At 66.5% G+C, this 14,601-nt stretch carries 14 protein-coding genes; 11 read left to right on the forward strand and 3 right to left on the reverse strand.

Annotated elements, in window-relative coordinates; genetic code table 11:
- Nucleotides 1–34: 34 nt before the first annotated feature.
- The 4 genes from Clow_RS08050 to Clow_RS08065 all read left to right on the forward strand — a co-directional run bounded on the left by Clow_RS08050 (nt 35) and on the right by Clow_RS08065 (nt 2,959).
- Complete coding sequence (locus Clow_RS08050; RefSeq protein WP_169786578.1) at nt 35–358, forward strand: CAP domain-containing protein; 324 nt, start codon at nt 35–37, stop codon at nt 356–358.
- A gap of 101 nt (nt 359–459) precedes the next feature.
- Nucleotides 460–747 carry a hypothetical protein gene (locus Clow_RS08055; protein WP_055178275.1) on the forward strand — a complete coding sequence of 96 codons (288 nt, stop codon included), beginning with the start codon at nt 460–462 and terminating at the stop codon, nt 745–747.
- A gap of 1,526 nt (nt 748–2,273) precedes the next feature.
- Nucleotides 2,274–2,603, forward strand: a complete 330-nt coding sequence (locus Clow_RS08060; protein WP_055178276.1) for a hypothetical protein — start codon at nt 2,274–2,276, stop codon at nt 2,601–2,603.
- Between the two features lie 38 nt (nt 2,604–2,641).
- On the forward strand, nt 2,642–2,959 hold the full coding sequence (locus Clow_RS08065) for a hypothetical protein (protein ID WP_055178277.1): 318 nt from the start codon (nt 2,642–2,644) through the stop codon (nt 2,957–2,959).
- A 60-nt stretch (nt 2,960–3,019) separates the two neighbouring features.
- Here Clow_RS08065 and Clow_RS12260 read toward each other — a convergent pair whose 3' ends face one another.
- The 3 genes from Clow_RS12260 to Clow_RS08075 all read right to left on the reverse strand — a co-directional run bounded on the left by Clow_RS12260 (nt 3,020) and on the right by Clow_RS08075 (nt 4,933).
- Entirely contained in the window at nt 3,020–3,559 is a 540-nt protein-coding gene (locus tag Clow_RS12260; RefSeq protein WP_425388408.1) for a pyrimidine dimer DNA glycosylase/endonuclease V, read from the reverse strand.
- Nucleotides 3,560–4,217: 658 nt separating this feature from the next.
- On the reverse strand, nt 4,218–4,406 hold the full coding sequence (locus Clow_RS12265; RefSeq protein WP_156334796.1) for an NAD-dependent epimerase/dehydratase family protein: 189 nt from the start codon (nt 4,404–4,406) through the stop codon (nt 4,218–4,220).
- A 212-nt stretch (nt 4,407–4,618) separates the two neighbouring features.
- A complete protein-coding gene (locus Clow_RS08075; RefSeq protein WP_055178279.1) occupies nt 4,619–4,933 on the reverse strand; it encodes a hypothetical protein in 315 nt (104 codons plus the stop codon).
- 783 nt (nt 4,934–5,716) lie between these two features.
- Here Clow_RS08075 and Clow_RS08080 point away from each other — a divergent pair.
- From Clow_RS08080 to Clow_RS08115, 7 genes are all read left to right on the forward strand, one after another.
- Nucleotides 5,717–6,985: a phenylacetate--CoA ligase family protein gene (locus Clow_RS08080; protein ID WP_055178280.1), complete on the forward strand. Its 1,269-nt coding sequence runs from the start codon at nt 5,717–5,719 to the stop codon at nt 6,983–6,985.
- On the forward strand, nt 6,982–8,205 hold the full coding sequence (locus tag Clow_RS08085; RefSeq protein ID WP_069724601.1) for an MFS transporter: 1,224 nt from the start codon (nt 6,982–6,984) through the stop codon (nt 8,203–8,205). The genes Clow_RS08080 and Clow_RS08085 overlap by 4 nt, the downstream gene beginning before the upstream one ends.
- Nucleotides 8,202–9,239 (forward strand): GNAT family N-acetyltransferase, encoded by a 1,038-nt coding sequence (locus Clow_RS08090; RefSeq protein WP_055178281.1) that lies wholly within the window; start codon nt 8,202–8,204, stop codon nt 9,237–9,239. Before Clow_RS08085 ends, Clow_RS08090 begins: the two co-directional genes overlap by 4 nt.
- A gap of 7 nt (nt 9,240–9,246) precedes the next feature.
- On the forward strand, nt 9,247–10,413 hold the full coding sequence (locus Clow_RS08095) for a LuxE/PaaK family acyltransferase (protein ID WP_055178282.1): 1,167 nt from the start codon (nt 9,247–9,249) through the stop codon (nt 10,411–10,413).
- Nucleotides 10,410–12,896 carry an aldehyde dehydrogenase family protein gene (locus Clow_RS08100; RefSeq protein ID WP_055178283.1) on the forward strand — a complete coding sequence of 829 codons (2,487 nt, stop codon included), beginning with the start codon at nt 10,410–10,412 and terminating at the stop codon, nt 12,894–12,896. The genes Clow_RS08095 and Clow_RS08100 overlap by 4 nt, the downstream gene beginning before the upstream one ends.
- A gap of 212 nt (nt 12,897–13,108) precedes the next feature.
- Nucleotides 13,109–13,630: an ATP-binding cassette domain-containing protein gene (locus Clow_RS12270; RefSeq protein WP_082418608.1), complete on the forward strand. Its 522-nt coding sequence runs from the start codon at nt 13,109–13,111 to the stop codon at nt 13,628–13,630.
- A complete protein-coding gene (locus Clow_RS08115) occupies nt 13,627–14,529 on the forward strand; it encodes a hypothetical protein (protein ID WP_156334798.1) in 903 nt (300 codons plus the stop codon). The genes Clow_RS12270 and Clow_RS08115 overlap by 4 nt, the downstream gene beginning before the upstream one ends.
- Nucleotides 14,530–14,601: the final 72 nt, after the last annotated feature.

Here is a 14,601-nt window from a genome sequence, read left to right on the forward strand (position 1 = left end):
TTCTGCCGCCCCTAGCACGGCCTCAACTATCAACATGGATCAGGAGATCCTTGAGGCTACCAACAAAGCACGAGCGGCAGAAGGTCTTGATCCCGTCGAGCTCAATGCTGAAATGAGTTCAGACTCAACGACCTACGCTCAGTTTATGAGCAGCACCAAAACATTTGAGCATGCCGAGGGCAACTTCTCGGAAAACATCGCAAAAAGCACCACCAAGAAGACCGCAGAGCAGCTAGTACAGGACTGGCTGGATTCCCCAGGGCATCGAGCCAATATCATGGACAAGGACGTCACTATGATGGGTGCAGGTGTCGTCCATGACGACAACGGCACTCATGCTGTCCAGAGATTTTTCTAACACTAGAGTACCCCCTCTGGATCTAACGGAAAAACCTTGTACTATGGGGGTGCCCGAACTGGTCGGGCAGTCCTATTACCAAATCCGTTTAAGGAGGAAGAATGCTTCGCAAGTTTAGCGTAGCTGCCGCAGCTGTAGCTGTTGCGGCCACCACTGCTATTGCTCCTGCCATGGCCGATGAGGTTGTCGGCGTTGACCGCCCTGCCTTTGACCAGCAGCAGGTCGTGAAGCCGGTTAAGCCGGGTAAGAAGACCTACGAAGAGCAGGTTCAGCAGGCCGAGCTGACCAGCAAGCGTCTTGACAATGCCAAGAAGGGTATCGATAGCGCTAAGACTATCGTGGACACCCTGAACGGTTTCGGTGGCCTGTTTGGCTTCGGGAAGAAGTAACAAACCTCTCGGTCATAAAGGTAAAGCCCCGCAGTTCTTAAAACTGCGGGGCTTTACCTTTACCAAACACTGTGAAAGGAGCGTTACCAGTATGTCATGGTCTCCATTCACAAGCACTCCTCCGTGGGTAGCAAGTCTGGCTATGCGTGGCGCGTGCAATATCGTGGCCCCGATGGTAAAATTCATAGTAAGCAGGGCTTCCGCACGAACAGAGAAACCAAAAGTGGGGCAAAAACAACACCGTGTCCGCCGCCGAGGGCACCTGGATCACCCCAGAGCATGGGAAAAATGCCGTCGGAGAACTGGGCCAGAAACGACTGGGGATGCAAACACATCTCAAACCGCCTACACAGACACTCTCGGGGTCCACATGGGAGGACTCATCTCCTCCAGCCGCTGGGGCTACGAGAACTCAAGCACTCCTCCTGTCTCATGTGCAACAATGACTCACCGAGATCAAGGTCTCACCTACGACAGTGCGGCGCGTACACGCTCAACTCGCGCAAATCCTCTACATCGCTGTGGGAGACCGCATGATGCTGACCCCGCGCGAGCAAGAACCCTGCCAAGTAAGAATATGGCGCGGCGCATGCATCTCACCGCCGAGCAGCTCGGAACGCTTACTGGCGAGTGTAGCAAGCATGGCGAGCTGATGCTGGGCACGGTCGGCTTGCGGTGGGATGAGGGTATCGGCCACAGGTAGGCGATCTCAATTTTGTGCGCCACCGTGCCACTATCAAGCGCAATGCGGTGTGGGTGGGCAAAGACCTCATATCGATAGCCCTAAGACTCACGAGGCGCGTACCGTGATGGTTCGACAAGCGGCGCTGGAGGCGGTGGAGCCACTTACTCAGCGGGTAAGGCTACAAGCGACTGGGTGTAGTGTACGCGCGACGGTTCGCCGTGACCGAAGCCCGTGGCCTGGGTCGTGGTTTCACCGGGCCGTGGAGCGGGTATGTAAGGCCGATACTGATTTTCCAGAGACTTACATCGCATGGGCTGCGGCATATGGCAACGGGGTTGCTGGTGTCTTCGAGGACGAATGTCAAGGTCGTGCAGCGACAGTTGAGGCACGCGAGCGTAGCAATGACGCTGGGTGTGTAGGTCGATCTTTTTGATGAGGATTTTGACGGATTACGGGTGGCGATGAATCAGACATTTAGAACTATGATGGGACAAAACGATACTGTGAGATTCCCGTAATTTTGCCCGCCGTGAAATTTTCGTTGGTTTGCCTGCAGGACCGGATAATTCTTTAAATTTATGCAGATAAGAGTGATTTTAAGGGGCCGTCATTCTAGGTTTGATTCTTAGCGGGGAAGCGAATCGGGGATCACAGCCAAGGAATACGCGGTTTTGTGGCCACTGCGGAGCCCTCGCGGAGTTATTGCAGGATCGCCCCCGCAGCCAGCAATATCCAAAAGTATCGACTTTCCGGCAAACCCTTGACATCCCGTTCAAGCGAAACTTACTCTAGGCCCGCACACTTCCTTTAGTTTTATTCAGCATCTACTAGGAGCCACACCATGCGTGCACAGCGTTTCCTTGCCACCGCAGGCGCGGCGGCCCTCCTCACCGTCGGCGCGGTCGTCCCCGCCCAGGCCGAGGACGGTACCGAGAACGCCACACAGCCCGCCGCCGAGCAGTCCTCCCCCTCGACGGACTCCACCAACACCGAGGCCCCCGCGCAGGGCCCCCAGGAGGCTCTCTCCCCTGTGGAGCAAGCGGAGTTTGACCTGCGCAAGCAGGAGCTTTCCACCGAGCAGGCGAAGCTCTCTATTGATTCTGTCAAGAGCGTGCTGAAGATCGCCCTGTTCTTCAGCGGCGTGGGCATCCCCCTCGCCCTGGCCCTCTAAACACCCCAAGACTAACCATAATGAACAGGAGCCACACCATGCGTGCACAGCGTTTCCTTGCCACTGCGGGCGCGGCAACCCTCCTTTCGACCGGGTTGATAGCCCCCGCCCATGCCGAGGACGGTGCCGAGGGGTCCGGGGCGTCCAGCGAGGGGTCCTCCCTCCCGGTGGATACCAGAGAGTACGACAAGCTGGACGTCACCCCGGAACAGAGGGAAGAACTGGTCAAGAGAAAGCAGCAGCTCTCGACCGAACAGGCAGAGGTCACGTTCGACGTCGCCAAGTCAATCACACAAATCGCCTTGTTCTTCAGCGGCGTGGGCATCCCCGTCATGCCGCTTCTCTCGTCCCTCTAGGCTGGGGCTGCATCAGAAACCTCACGAACGGGGTCGCCCCGCCGGACCCATCTGGTGGGGTCACCTTTCCTTTCCCTGCGGTGGAACCTTACTCGTGGGGCAGGAGCTTCTCCCAGGGCTCCACCCCGCCCGGCACAGCATCGAACAGTTCATGCAGCGGTGCCGGAGGTGGCTGCCTCTCGACCACGAGGCGGCTAACCGGGGATCGCGCCGCGTCACTTTATCGAGCAGGAGATCACGCTCGTAGGCCACCCCACCGCTCCGCATGGATAGGCGGACATCACGCGGTGAGTTTACGGTGAGACGCACCAGATCCAGGTTGAGGCGACAGCCGCGCTGGTCCGTGTCGTCGACCAGCCCATGCAGGTGGAAGCAGACCGCGCCCACAGGGTCGGGGTAGGAGCGGACCCCATCCAACTGTGGGTGGTTCCGGTATGCCCTGGTCAGCCCGCGAAGAACATTCTGCACCAGCAGCGCCTCCCGCCAGTAGGCCACCAGGCTCTTGCTATCCACAAGGTTCGGGTGCAACGACGATATCCTCAGGGCGGTACCCCTTAGCCCAACTCGTTCGCTAGGGCGGCGTGGATCGTGTCGCGGCACAAGACAAAGCCGCAGCGGCGCAGGGCGCGATGATCCACGCGGTGACCAGCAAGGGGCAGCTCCCGCGCGCCTGGCTCGCCTAGGAGAAATGCCGGGGCAAACCTCGGAACCAGGAGAATCACGGGCCGGTGCAGCGCGCTTGGTGAAGTGCTTGTTGGTGATCCTTCTCCGGGTCAACCGCATTGACGGGGCTGCGCAGATCCTCATTGTGCACGGCCTCGGCATAGATGCGCACAGGTCGTCGCCGCCCACCCAGGGAAACCACTGTGCCCCGGCCAGCGGAGCGGTTAACCCCGAGCCTGGTGAGCCTGCCCAGGATCTTCAGCAGTCACCCGCTGCGGTCCAACACAAGGCCCGTGCGGACGTTGATCACGCGAGCACCGCCGTCCCCGGGCGGGCTGGCACGCGGCTTCCCGCTCGGCGCAGCCGTCGGCAAGGAAGCCTGCACCCGCCCCGATTCCTCACCCACGAGGCCGTCACAGGCGTAACCGTAGAAGCCCTACAGTGGAGGCGCAGACCATGGTGGTAACGGACTCGGTGCGGGCCACGACCTCCGCGAGGCGGCGGGTGGGGCCCACCTGTTATTGGCAGATGGCTTCTTTGTGTTCGGCGCTAAAGCGGCCAAAGATGGGCTCGCCCGCCAGATGAATAAGTACATTCACACGCCACAGTATCGAGGGGTCGGGATCCTCGGGGTTCCATAGGCGAAGCTCGCCCGAGGGCCCTTGCGCACCAGCGGGATCACCGTGTGCCCTTGCCACCGGAGATACCTGGTGAGCTTGCTGCCCACTAGGCCCGAGCTGCCGGTTATCGCAACAACGGGAAAGTGAGTATTAGAGGTATTCATAAAACCACACTTTCTTCACCGGATATATCGCTGGGAATATGGGAGCTTATTCTCATTCCTAGACGACTGAACAACATCACGTACATTCTATCAGGAAAATAGACCATCCCTGAAAAATAAAGCCGCACCTTTTAATACGAAATCCTCGCAACGCAGCGTAAGGAGGCACCTTCAACGCCCCGGCGGGCCTAGCCAAGCAGCGCCTAATCTCGTTAATCGGCGTGTATATAGGAGCGGTTTTTTGCGTTACCACCTGCGAGTACGCCCACAAGGTTGTCCTGGGGATCTACGAGGACCCCTCCCGTTTTCCCGCCAAGGGTCTGAATATCGACTGAGATGATAAAGGGGTAGAATTTCCCATCGTTCTTGCTAAAGTAAAATTTGGGATTCGAGTGCATGATCGCACCCGACCCGCAGTTGCCCGGGGCCTCGATCCGTACGGGATCGCCGTGCTTGAGCCTCGCGGAGTCCCCCGCAACCGCGCGCCCCTTGACGGTCAGGCCGGGGTTAAGATCGACCTTGGCCACGTCGAGCTGCTTGCCTTACGACAGATCAGTGCAGGGCGGACACCCCTACCGATCACACCAGCACCGACCCGGGAGGTGATCTTTCCCCCACCTTTCCGCCCTCCAGACAGGGCATAGCAGTGTAGACCGTGGCAACACTCACGATACCTAAAGGCGCAGGCAGCGTTATTCGGCCCCAGATCGCCTCGCCCTGCTGGATAGCGGGCACGGCCTCGGCGCGACCGCCAGCAGGCACGCCACCTGTGCCATCGTGCGCGCACCCCGAGTACACCTAAGAACTTAAGCCCACTCCCACTGGTTTTCCGTCCCCACGTCAATGCACCGATCTTAATGTACGGCGTATTCTACACCCGCACGCCTCGCTCCACAATAGGTGTTTCATCCCACCTAGCCGACGCCGAGGGGTAAACACACTCCAGGAGCAGAAACTCACAGCAAAAAATCAGGAAACCGCTCCAACAGTACATGATATATCCCATACTCACACCGTTGCATATCTCCACTAACACCCGGACCCGCGCCGCCACCTGTCACAGTCCCCGAGAGCTGGACACCGCGCCACCATCGGAGCAACCCGCCGCCACCCACCCGCCCCCCGTTATATAATCGGACCCACAGCCGCCCCGCGAGAATCCCCAGCCTCCACACTATGTTCGCTTTGTCGGACATGTATGTCCATGCGGGGGTGGCGGGACGTTACGGCGGGGTGTACAGCCCCGCCCATCGGTGGAATAGTGCAGCAGTATCTCTTTTATTCGCTCCACAAGTAAAGACGTTTCCTCCATGCCCTCCTACCCCCTGGTGGACCATCTCCACTTCGTCCGCTCCCACTCCCCCTACTACAGCCAGCTCTACCGGCACCTGCCCCCGCACCTTACGCTCGGCGACCTCCCCGTGATCGACCCCGCCTCCTTCTGGCGAGCCAACAGCCCGGAGAGCAACGCCGTGTTCACCGAGCCGCCATCCGACGCCCTGGTGCTGCGCAGCGGCGGCACCACCGGCGCCCCCAAGTTCTCCTGGTGGAGCACGGCAGAGTGGCGGGAGTTCTGCGGCGCCTTCGGCGCGGGGATCGCAGAGACCGGCCTGCAGCCGGGAGCGCGGGTGGCCAACCTCTTCTACGCGGGGGATCTCTACGCCAGCTTCACCTTCGTGCTGGATTCCCTGGCCGCCTGCCCGCTGGCCACCACCCGCTTCCCCCTCGGCGGGGGCCTCAGCCCGCGAGACGCCGCGCGGGCACTCGACGAGCTGCGCATCACCGCCATCGCCGCGCTGCCCACCACCGTGATCAGCATAGCGGAGCACCTGGTGGCCCAGGGCCACTGCCTGCCCCGGGTGGAGCACATCCTGGTGGGCGGCGAGCTGCTCTTTGGCGATCAGCGCCCCATCCTGCGCGCGGCCTTCCCCCAGGCGCGCCTGGGGTCCGTGGGATACGCCAGCGTGGACGCCGGACTGCTGGGCCGCCCCGTGGGCGGGGAGGACCTGCGGGTGCACCGCACCTGGGCGCCGTACACCGTCACGGAGATCCTGGACGAGGAGACCCACGCCCCCATCACCGAGGCCGGGGTGCCCGGCGCGCTGGTGGTCACGGACCTGCGACGCCGCCTCATGCCCATCGTGCGCTACCCCGCCGGGGATCGGGCGCAGTGGGTGGACCCACAGGCCGGGACCTTCCGGCTGCTGGGGCGCACCGGGGACGGGCTGCGCATCGCGCACATCACCATGTACACCGAGGACGTGCACGCCGTGGTGGAGCACCAGGACACCGACCACCGGATCACCGCGCTGCAGCTCGTGGCCCGCCACGAGGACGGCATGGACGGCCTGGTGCTGCGCGCCGCTGTGGCCGACCCCGAGGGCGACCGGGAGGAGCTGGGCCGCTTGGCGGAGGGGATCGTTACCGCGCTGCTGCGCGAGCGCCCCGCCTACGCCGCTGCGGTGGGCAAGCGCCACGTGCTACCCCTCGCGGTGGAGTGGGTGCGTCGCGCGGATCTCGCCACCCACCCGCGCTCGGGTAAGCTTTTGTGTGTGATCGATGTCAGGCCGCCGCGATGAGCGCCCCCGTGGTGCTGCGCAACCGCCGCTTTGCCGCCGTGTGGGTGGGGCAGTTTCTCACCCAGGCTGCCGCGCGGCTCTACCAGGTGGGCATCGTATGGTGGCTGGTGGGGCTTACAAACAGGACCAACCCCGGCTACCAGGCGGGCGTGCTGCTCATGGCCGCGACCCTGCCCGCCGTGCTGCTGGTGCCTTTATCCTCCCGGCTGATCGCCCGGTGGGACCGCCGGTGGGTGCTCGCGGGCGCTGCGGGTGCGGCGGGCACCGTGGGGCTGATCGCGGCGACCTGCGCGGCGCTCTCCCCCGGTGCCGCGCTGCCCTTCGCGGCGCTGTGTCTAGTGGCCATCGCCCTGGCCTCCTGCCAGGCGGTGTTCGACCCCTGCCTGACCACCTCTATTCCAGAGCTGGTGGAAGACGAGGACATCGAGGCTGCCACCAGCTTCCAGCTCGCCACCCAGTCCGTGGCCGGGCTTGCCGGGGGCTTCCTGGGGCCGCTCATCGTGGAGAGCTTCGGTGCCAGGGGGCTGCTCGTCGCGTGCGTGGCCGCCTACCTCGCGGCGGCGGGGCTCGTGGGCGCGCGGCGCTTCCCCCACACCGCCCCGCGCGGAATCACGGGTGCCGCCGCGCCGCGCCCGTGGGGCGTGCTGCGGCGGCTGCCCACCATGCGTATCATGCTGCTGTGCTTCACGGCGGCCAACTTCTTTACCACGGCGGTGTTCATACTCATGCCGCTGTTCGCACGCACGGTGCTGCACACCACGGGAGCGGCCGTCTCGGTGTTCGAGGCCGCGCTCAGCGCCGGAACCATCCTGGGTGCTGCCGTGGGGCCTCGGCTTTCGCTGCGGCTGCCCACGGTGGGCGGGGCGGGCCTGGGGCTCACCGCCGCCGGGCTAGCCCTACCGGGCCTGATCCCGCACGCCGCCATCACCGCCGCCGGGTTGGTCCTGGCTGGGACGTGCATCGGCACCATCGGGGTGCGCTTTGTCTCCCTGTTCCAGCGCGCCGTGCCCGCCGAGGACAAGCCCGCGTTCTTCACCGTCATGCAGGCCCTCATCAGCGCCACCCTGCCCGTATCCTCCCTCGTCTTTGGGGTGCTGGGGGACGCGGTGAGCGTGCGCGCGCTGTTCCTGTTTCAGGGAATCGGCCTTATCCCCGTGGCGCTGCTGGCGTGCCGGGCGGCCTCCCGGATAAGCCTCACTTTAGAAAGGCCCACGCCATGATCCCCAAGTCAAGCGACGCCCCCGCCCTGGTGCGCCTCTACCAGGACGTCTACGTCGGGACCTATCCCCTGGCGCTGGGCCGGGACGAAGCAGCGGTGCGCCGCCTGCTCGCCCTGCCCACCACCCACTGGCGGGTGGTGCGCGGCCCGCAGGGCACGCCAGTGGCCTCCGCGATGGTGGTGGAGGACCCCCTGCTGAGGGTAGGGATCCTAGCCGGGATCGCCGTCCACCCCGATCACACGGGCCGCGGCCTGGCACACCTGGTCTCCCAGTCCGCCTGCGCCTCCGCCTTTGACAACCGCGCCTTCCCCTCCGTCTACGCCACCGTGCGCCTGTGCTCCCCGCAGGCCCAGCGGGTGGTCCTGGACCAGGGCTTTCGCCCCGTGGGCGTGCTGCCCCGCGCGGCGCGGCTGGCTCAGCGCGAGACCCTGGGCCTGTTCGTGCGCCACGCCCCCGATGCCTGGGAGGCGCGCCGCGCCCCAGACAGCCTGCCCCTGCGGCTGCTTCTCCTCTACTCCCGCGCCCTAGCCGCCCTGGGCCGGGAGGAGCGGCTCGTCCCCGCGCCCGCAGCGGCACCCTCCTACCCCCACGCTCGGGTGCCCCAGCTCAGCACCGCGCCGCCGCTGCGGCTGCGCCGCCTGGATGATCGCCACCCCCACCGCCACATGATCGCCACCGCCTCCGGGTCCTCCGGCATGGTGGTGGACCTCGATCCCACCAACGGCAACGCCCGCCTGGTGAGCACCTGGCCCAGCCACCACGTCCTACCCCAGCTGCTGAACCCGGCGCTTGATGTGCTGCGCGCGAGCGGCATCGACTATCTGGACGCCGCGATCCCCCTGATCGGGCCGTCTGATAACGAGGCCGTGGAATCCCACCTCGCCGCAGGCATGGCACCGGCCGCCTACTACCCGGCGGCCTATCGCCACGGCGGGGCCCTCCACGACCTCGTGTTCCTGACCTGCTGCGCCGAGCCCGTGGAGCACCACCTGCTGCGCCCCTGCCCGGACATCACCGCCTTTCTCACCCCGTAAGGACCCCATGGGTCTCCCCCACGATCTCCCGCTCGCCGTGCCCGACCCCGCCGCCCTGCCCCACGTGCAGAGGCTATGCGACCTGCGCCACCCCTACGCCGCAGGACGGGACACCGACAGCCTCTTTGACCTCGCCATGGCGGAGATCAACGCCTGGCACCGCACCCACAGCCCCTTCTGGGACCGGCTGCTGCACGCCGAGGCGGACCCCTCCCCCGGCGCGGATCCGCCCCTGATCCCGGCCGCCTTTTTCAAGCGCCACGAGGTCCTTTCCGTCCCCCGCGAGCAGGTCGCCCTCAGGCTGACCTCCTCGGGCACCAGCGGGCAGAAGTCCCAGATGTTCTTCGATGCCTGGTCCATCGGCGCGGCCCAGCGCATGGTGGCCTACATCTTTGACCACTACGGCTGGTACGCCCCGCACGCCCTCGTGGACTACCTGCTCTTTAGCTACGAGCCCGCGCCGCGCCTGCGGGCGGGCACTTCCTTTACCAACAACTACCTGTGCGACTTCGCCCCCGCCCGCCGCGTCACCCACGCCCTGCGCCACACCGGCGCCGGGGCGGGCCCGGCCCACGAGTTCGATCCCTTCGGCGCCCTCGCCGCCATCGAACGCGCTGCGGCAGACGCCCTCCCTCTGCGTATCTTTGGCTTCCCCGCCTTCCTCGCCGCCACCCTGCGCCGCATGCGCGACCTCGGCCGCCCGCCCGTGGAGCTGCACCCGGACTCCCTGGTGTTCCTGGGCGGCGGCTGGAAGAACCATGCGGACCGGGAGATACCCAAAGAACAGCTCCGAGGCATGGTCTCCGACCTGCTGGATATCCCGCCCGCCCGCATCCGAGATAGCTTCGGCTCCGTGGAGCACTGCGTGCCCGTGGTGGAGTGCGCCCACCACCGGCTCCACCTGCCCATCTGGTCGCGCGCCGCCGCCCGCGACCTAGCCACGCTTGCGGCCCTGGACTATGGGCAGCGCGGCTTCCTCCACCTCACCAGCCCCTACATCACCTCCGTGCCCGCCCACAGCGTGCTCATGGGGGACGTGGCCACCGTCCACCCCGCCCACGAATGCGGCTGCGGGGCCGCCACCGACTGGATCATCCTCCACGGCCGCGCCGGGGTCAGCCGCAACCGAAGCTGCGCCATCGCCGCCGCCGAACTGCTGAAAGGACACGCATGAAACACCTGTGGCAAGGCCGGGCCGTCGATAGTTCCGAGGCCCTCTCCCGGCTGGAATCCCTCGACGCCCTCACCCACCAGGAGCTGGACTCCCCGCTGCCCGCCCGCGTGGTGCTCCACGCCTGCGCGCTGGTGAGCGAGGACCTCCGAAGGCCGGACTCCCCGCTGCGCGCCCGGCTGGGCTTCCTCGACCCCGCCGCCGTGGAGGCCCTCACCCTGGCGCTCTCGCGCCGCACGCTGGAGGATCGGCTCTTAGGCGAGCTGGGGGATCGCCTGGACCCCGCCCGCCTGCGGCGCCCGGACGCCCACCGCGCGATCTACGAGGCCTGGGCCCCGGTGGGCCTGCTGGTGCACATCGCGCCGGGCAACGCTCCGGTGGTGGGGGCGCTCAGCGTGGTGGAGGGGCTGCTCACCGGCAACCTCAACGTGCTCAAGACGGCCAGCGGGTGTCACCGGGCCACGGTGGAGATCCTCTCCGCGCTGTGCCGGGCCGACCCCACCGGGGCGCTCGCCCGGAAGATCATCGTGGTCTCCTTTCCCTCGGATCGGCGCGACTGGCAGGAGGCGCTGTGCCGCCACGCGGACGCCATCGCAGTGTGGGGCGGTGAGGAGGCGGTGGCCGCCTTTAGCCGCCTGGCCCCCGAGGGCTGCCGGGTGGTGGCCTGGGGGCACCGCATCTCCCTGGCCTACCTCTCCCCCGAGGCCGCGCGGGACGACGCCGTGCTGGACGCCCTCGCGGCGGACGTCTGCCGCCTGGAGCAGCAGGCCTGCTCCAGCCCGCAGGTGGTGTACCTGGACACCCACAGCTTCCAGGAGGTCACGGCGCTGGCCGCCCGTCTGACCCGCCGCCTGCGCCAGGCCGACCCCGCTGCCATGCAGCCCTCGGAGGCCGAGCGCGCGGAGATCACCACCGTGCAGCGCATAGCCGAGCTGGAGACCCACCTCGGCCACACCGAGGTGCTTGCCGACCCTGCGGGCGGGTGGCGGGTCATGGCGGATCGCCGCCCCGAGCTGGCCGCCTCCCCGCTGTACCGCAGCGTGTGGGTCAAGCCGCTGCCGCACCGGCGCATCGGGGAGATCCTGCGGCCCATGCGCCGCTACCTGCAGACCGCCGCCGTGGCCGGAACCCCGGCGGAGGTCGCCGCCGCCTCCCGCCGCCTCATCGCCGCCGGGGTCACCCGCGTCACCTCCTGCGGCACCATGATCGAGGGCTACCCCACCGAACCGCACGACGGCCTCTACCCCCTTCAGCGCTACTCCCGCCGGGTCTCCGTGCGGCGCACCGAGGAGGAGTACCGCACCGTGGCCTCCCCCGACGACCTCCTGGGGGCGTCGATAAGCCTCCCTCCCGCCCACTCCCCGACGATCGGCAAGCCCGAGGTGCAGCGCGCCCTGGCCGGCCTGCCGCCGAGCGCCGCGCAACTGTACTTCCAGTCCGGCGGCAGCTCGGGTGCCCCGGCGCTCTCCCTGTTTACCTACCGCGACTACAACGAACAGATGCGCGCCGTGGCGGAGGGGCTGCTCGCGGCGGGCTTCGATCCCTCCCAGCAGCGGGTGGCCAACCTCTTCGTGGGCGGCAACATGTACGGGGGTTTCTTAAGCTTTTTCACCTCCCTGGAATACCTCGGCGCGCAGCAGCTCCCCATCTCCGTGTCCACCCACCCGGACTACGCGCTCATCGCGCGGCTGACGATCCGCCACCGGGCCACCGCCCTGTTCGGCATGCCCTCGCACCTGTGGCGGCTGCTGCGCGAGCGGCGCGAGGAACTACTCCGGTACGGCGGGATCCGGGAGGTCTACTACGGCGGCGAGCACTTCCAGCCCGCGCAGGTGGCCGCCCTCAAGGAGGAGTACGGCATCAAGGTGATCCGCTCCGCCACCTACGGCAGCACCGACCTCGGCCCCCTGGGCTACCAGTGCACCCACTGCACCGGCTCCGTCCACCACCTGCACGCCACACTGCTGGACCTCGAGGTACTGGACACGAACGAGGACCACCCCGTGCCCGACGGGGAGGTGGGCCGCCTGGTGTTTAGCTCCCGCGTGCGCGCCGAGCAGCGCCTCGAACGCTACGAGATCGGGGACCTCGGCCGCCGGGTGCCGGGGCGGTGCGCCTGTGGCAGCCTGGTGCCGCGCCTGGAACTGTTGGGCCGCTACGGCGACGTGTTCCGGGTGGGCAGCCGCTCCTTCCACTACCAGAACTTTGCCGACGTCCTGGCCGAGCGCTGCGGCTACGCCGGGGACACGCAGGTGCGCGTGGAGTGGTGCGGCGACCGCGAGCACGTCCGCGTGCTGTTGGATGCCGACGCCGCGCCGCACCTGGAAGCGAACGCCGCGCGCGAGGCGCTGATCGAGGCCGTGCCCTACCTCGGGCTCTCGGTGGAGGAGGCGCTGCTGAGCTTTGAGGCGGAGGCCGTGCCGACGAGCGAGATGGAGCGCACCGCCTCGAGCGGGAAGCTGAAGCGGGTGGTGGACGAGCGTTAACGGGCGCGCTTTGTTGCTAGCGTGAGAGGGAGCCAACGAGACAACCACGACCCTCTTTTTCCTATGCCAGAACCCACGAACCCCGCCGTGGAGGCCCGTGAGGTGACCGCCCGCCTCGACGTCACAGCCCTCCTCTCCCTCCTCAGCTTCTCCGCCTCCGCCGGGGAAAGCGTCTCCATCGTGGGACTCAGCGGTGAGGGCAAGACGACGCTGTGCACACGCTCGCCGGACTGCTCACCCCGGAGGAGGGCAGCGTGTACGTCAACGGTCACAGCCTCTCCGGGCTCTCCACCGGGGAGCACGACGCCCTGCGCCTGTCCGAGATCGGCTACGCGTTCCAGTTCTCCGAGCTGGTTCCGGAGCTCAGCCTGGTGGAAAACGTCATGCTGCCCCGCTACGTCCGGGGAGAACCCCGCACAAAGGTGCGGCAAGACGCGCTGGACGTGCTGGCGGGCGTGGGCACCGACCGCGACACCGCGCACCGACGCCCCGCCCGGGTCTCCGGCGGCCAGGCGCAGCGGGCGGCGATCACGCGCCCTATCCATCGAGCCCACCGTGCTGCTCGCCGACGAGCCCACCGGAGCCCTCGACCCCGCGACCTCCGAGTCAGTGCTTGCCACCCTGCTGGAACAGACGCAGCGCAGGGGAACGTGCCTCATCATGATCGCCCACGACGAGGAGGTCAGCCGCACGACATACCGCCGCCTGAAACTCCGAGGAGGGAGACTCCATGAGAAGGCCGCGTAGCTCCGGCGTGACGTGGCGCTCGATACGCCTGGGCTCCACCATCAGCCTGCGGTCCCGCTCCCTCGGACGCGTGGCGGTCATCGCCGCCACCGCCGTGGCGGTGCTGTTCCTCTGCCTCACCTCCGCGCTACCGCAGATGATCTCGGACCGCGCCGAACGCGCCGAGGCCCGCCTGCCGCGCACCGAATTCCTCGCGGAGAACAGCGTGCCCTACGCCGAGGTCTCCTCCCGACTCACGCTCCCCGACGGGAACGAGGCCACCACCTTCTTCGTCGCACCCGGCAACGCACCCGTAGCGGAGGTTCCGCCGCCACCCGGCGTCGAACGGCTTCCCACGCCCGGTACCTACGTGGCCTCGCCCGGGTTGCACAAACTCCTGGACAGCGGGGAGGTCACGCTCCCCGGCACACCGGTAGGCACGGTAAACGACGAGGGGCTGCGCTACCCCGACGAGCCGGTGGCATGGGTGGGCGTGGAGCCGCAGGACATGGACCTTTCCGAAGCGGCTTATGCCTCAGTGGTGTTTACTCTGCGGGCAACCAAAACACACGGCTTTGGGCACTCGCGCACTCTGCCAGCCTCGCAGTACCAGATCAATGACCTCGACCTAGATAATGCAGTTAAAGCACTCCTTTTAGTCTGCGCCCTCCTCGCGGCGCTACCCTGTCTCATCGCCGCCACCACCGCCAGTTCGCTCCTCGCGCGGCAGCGGTATGTCTCCTTAAATAAGCTGGTCTCCTCCGGCATCTCTCGCCGCACCAGCAGGATCATCGCGGCCACGGAAACGCTGTATATCCAGGTAATCGGATGGATCAGCGGCGTGCTACTCTCCCCCTCCTGCGCCTCGCCATGCCCGCCGAGGCGCGGTGGTTCGCCCGGGAACTGACCGTATTCTCCTGGCCGGTGTTCTGTGTGGCTCTCGCCTCGATCGTGTGGTGCACACTGAGCGCCTACCGCC

Origin of the sequence: Corynebacterium lowii, from assembly GCF_001412085.1 — a bacterium.
Classification (GTDB): domain Bacteria; phylum Actinomycetota; class Actinomycetes; order Mycobacteriales; family Mycobacteriaceae; genus Corynebacterium; species Corynebacterium lowii.

Coding starts and splice junctions, on each gene's coding strand:
- Clow_RS08065 (WP_055178277.1), top strand. CDS start 2,642: ATGCGTGCACAGCGTTTCCTTGCCACTGCGGGCGCGGCAACCCTCCTT.
- Clow_RS08100 (WP_055178283.1), top strand. CDS start 10,410: ATGAAACACCTGTGGCAAGGCCGGGCCGTCGATAGTTCCGAGGCCCTC.
- Clow_RS08080 (WP_055178280.1), top strand. CDS start 5,717: ATGCCCTCCTACCCCCTGGTGGACCATCTCCACTTCGTCCGCTCCCAC.
- Clow_RS08090 (WP_055178281.1), top strand. CDS start 8,202: ATGATCCCCAAGTCAAGCGACGCCCCCGCCCTGGTGCGCCTCTACCAG.
- Clow_RS08115 (WP_156334798.1), top strand. CDS start 13,627: ATGAGAAGGCCGCGTAGCTCCGGCGTGACGTGGCGCTCGATACGCCTG.
- Clow_RS08050 (WP_169786578.1), top strand. CDS start 35: ATGGATCAGGAGATCCTTGAGGCTACCAACAAAGCACGAGCGGCAGAA.
- Clow_RS12265 (WP_156334796.1), bottom strand. CDS start 4,406: ATGAATACCTCTAATACTCACTTTCCCGTTGTTGCGATAACCGGCAGC.
- Clow_RS08095 (WP_055178282.1), top strand. CDS start 9,247: ATGGGTCTCCCCCACGATCTCCCGCTCGCCGTGCCCGACCCCGCCGCC.
- Clow_RS08060 (WP_055178276.1), top strand. CDS start 2,274: ATGCGTGCACAGCGTTTCCTTGCCACCGCAGGCGCGGCGGCCCTCCTC.
- Clow_RS08085 (WP_069724601.1), top strand. CDS start 6,982: ATGAGCGCCCCCGTGGTGCTGCGCAACCGCCGCTTTGCCGCCGTGTGG.
- Clow_RS08055 (WP_055178275.1), top strand. CDS start 460: ATGCTTCGCAAGTTTAGCGTAGCTGCCGCAGCTGTAGCTGTTGCGGCC.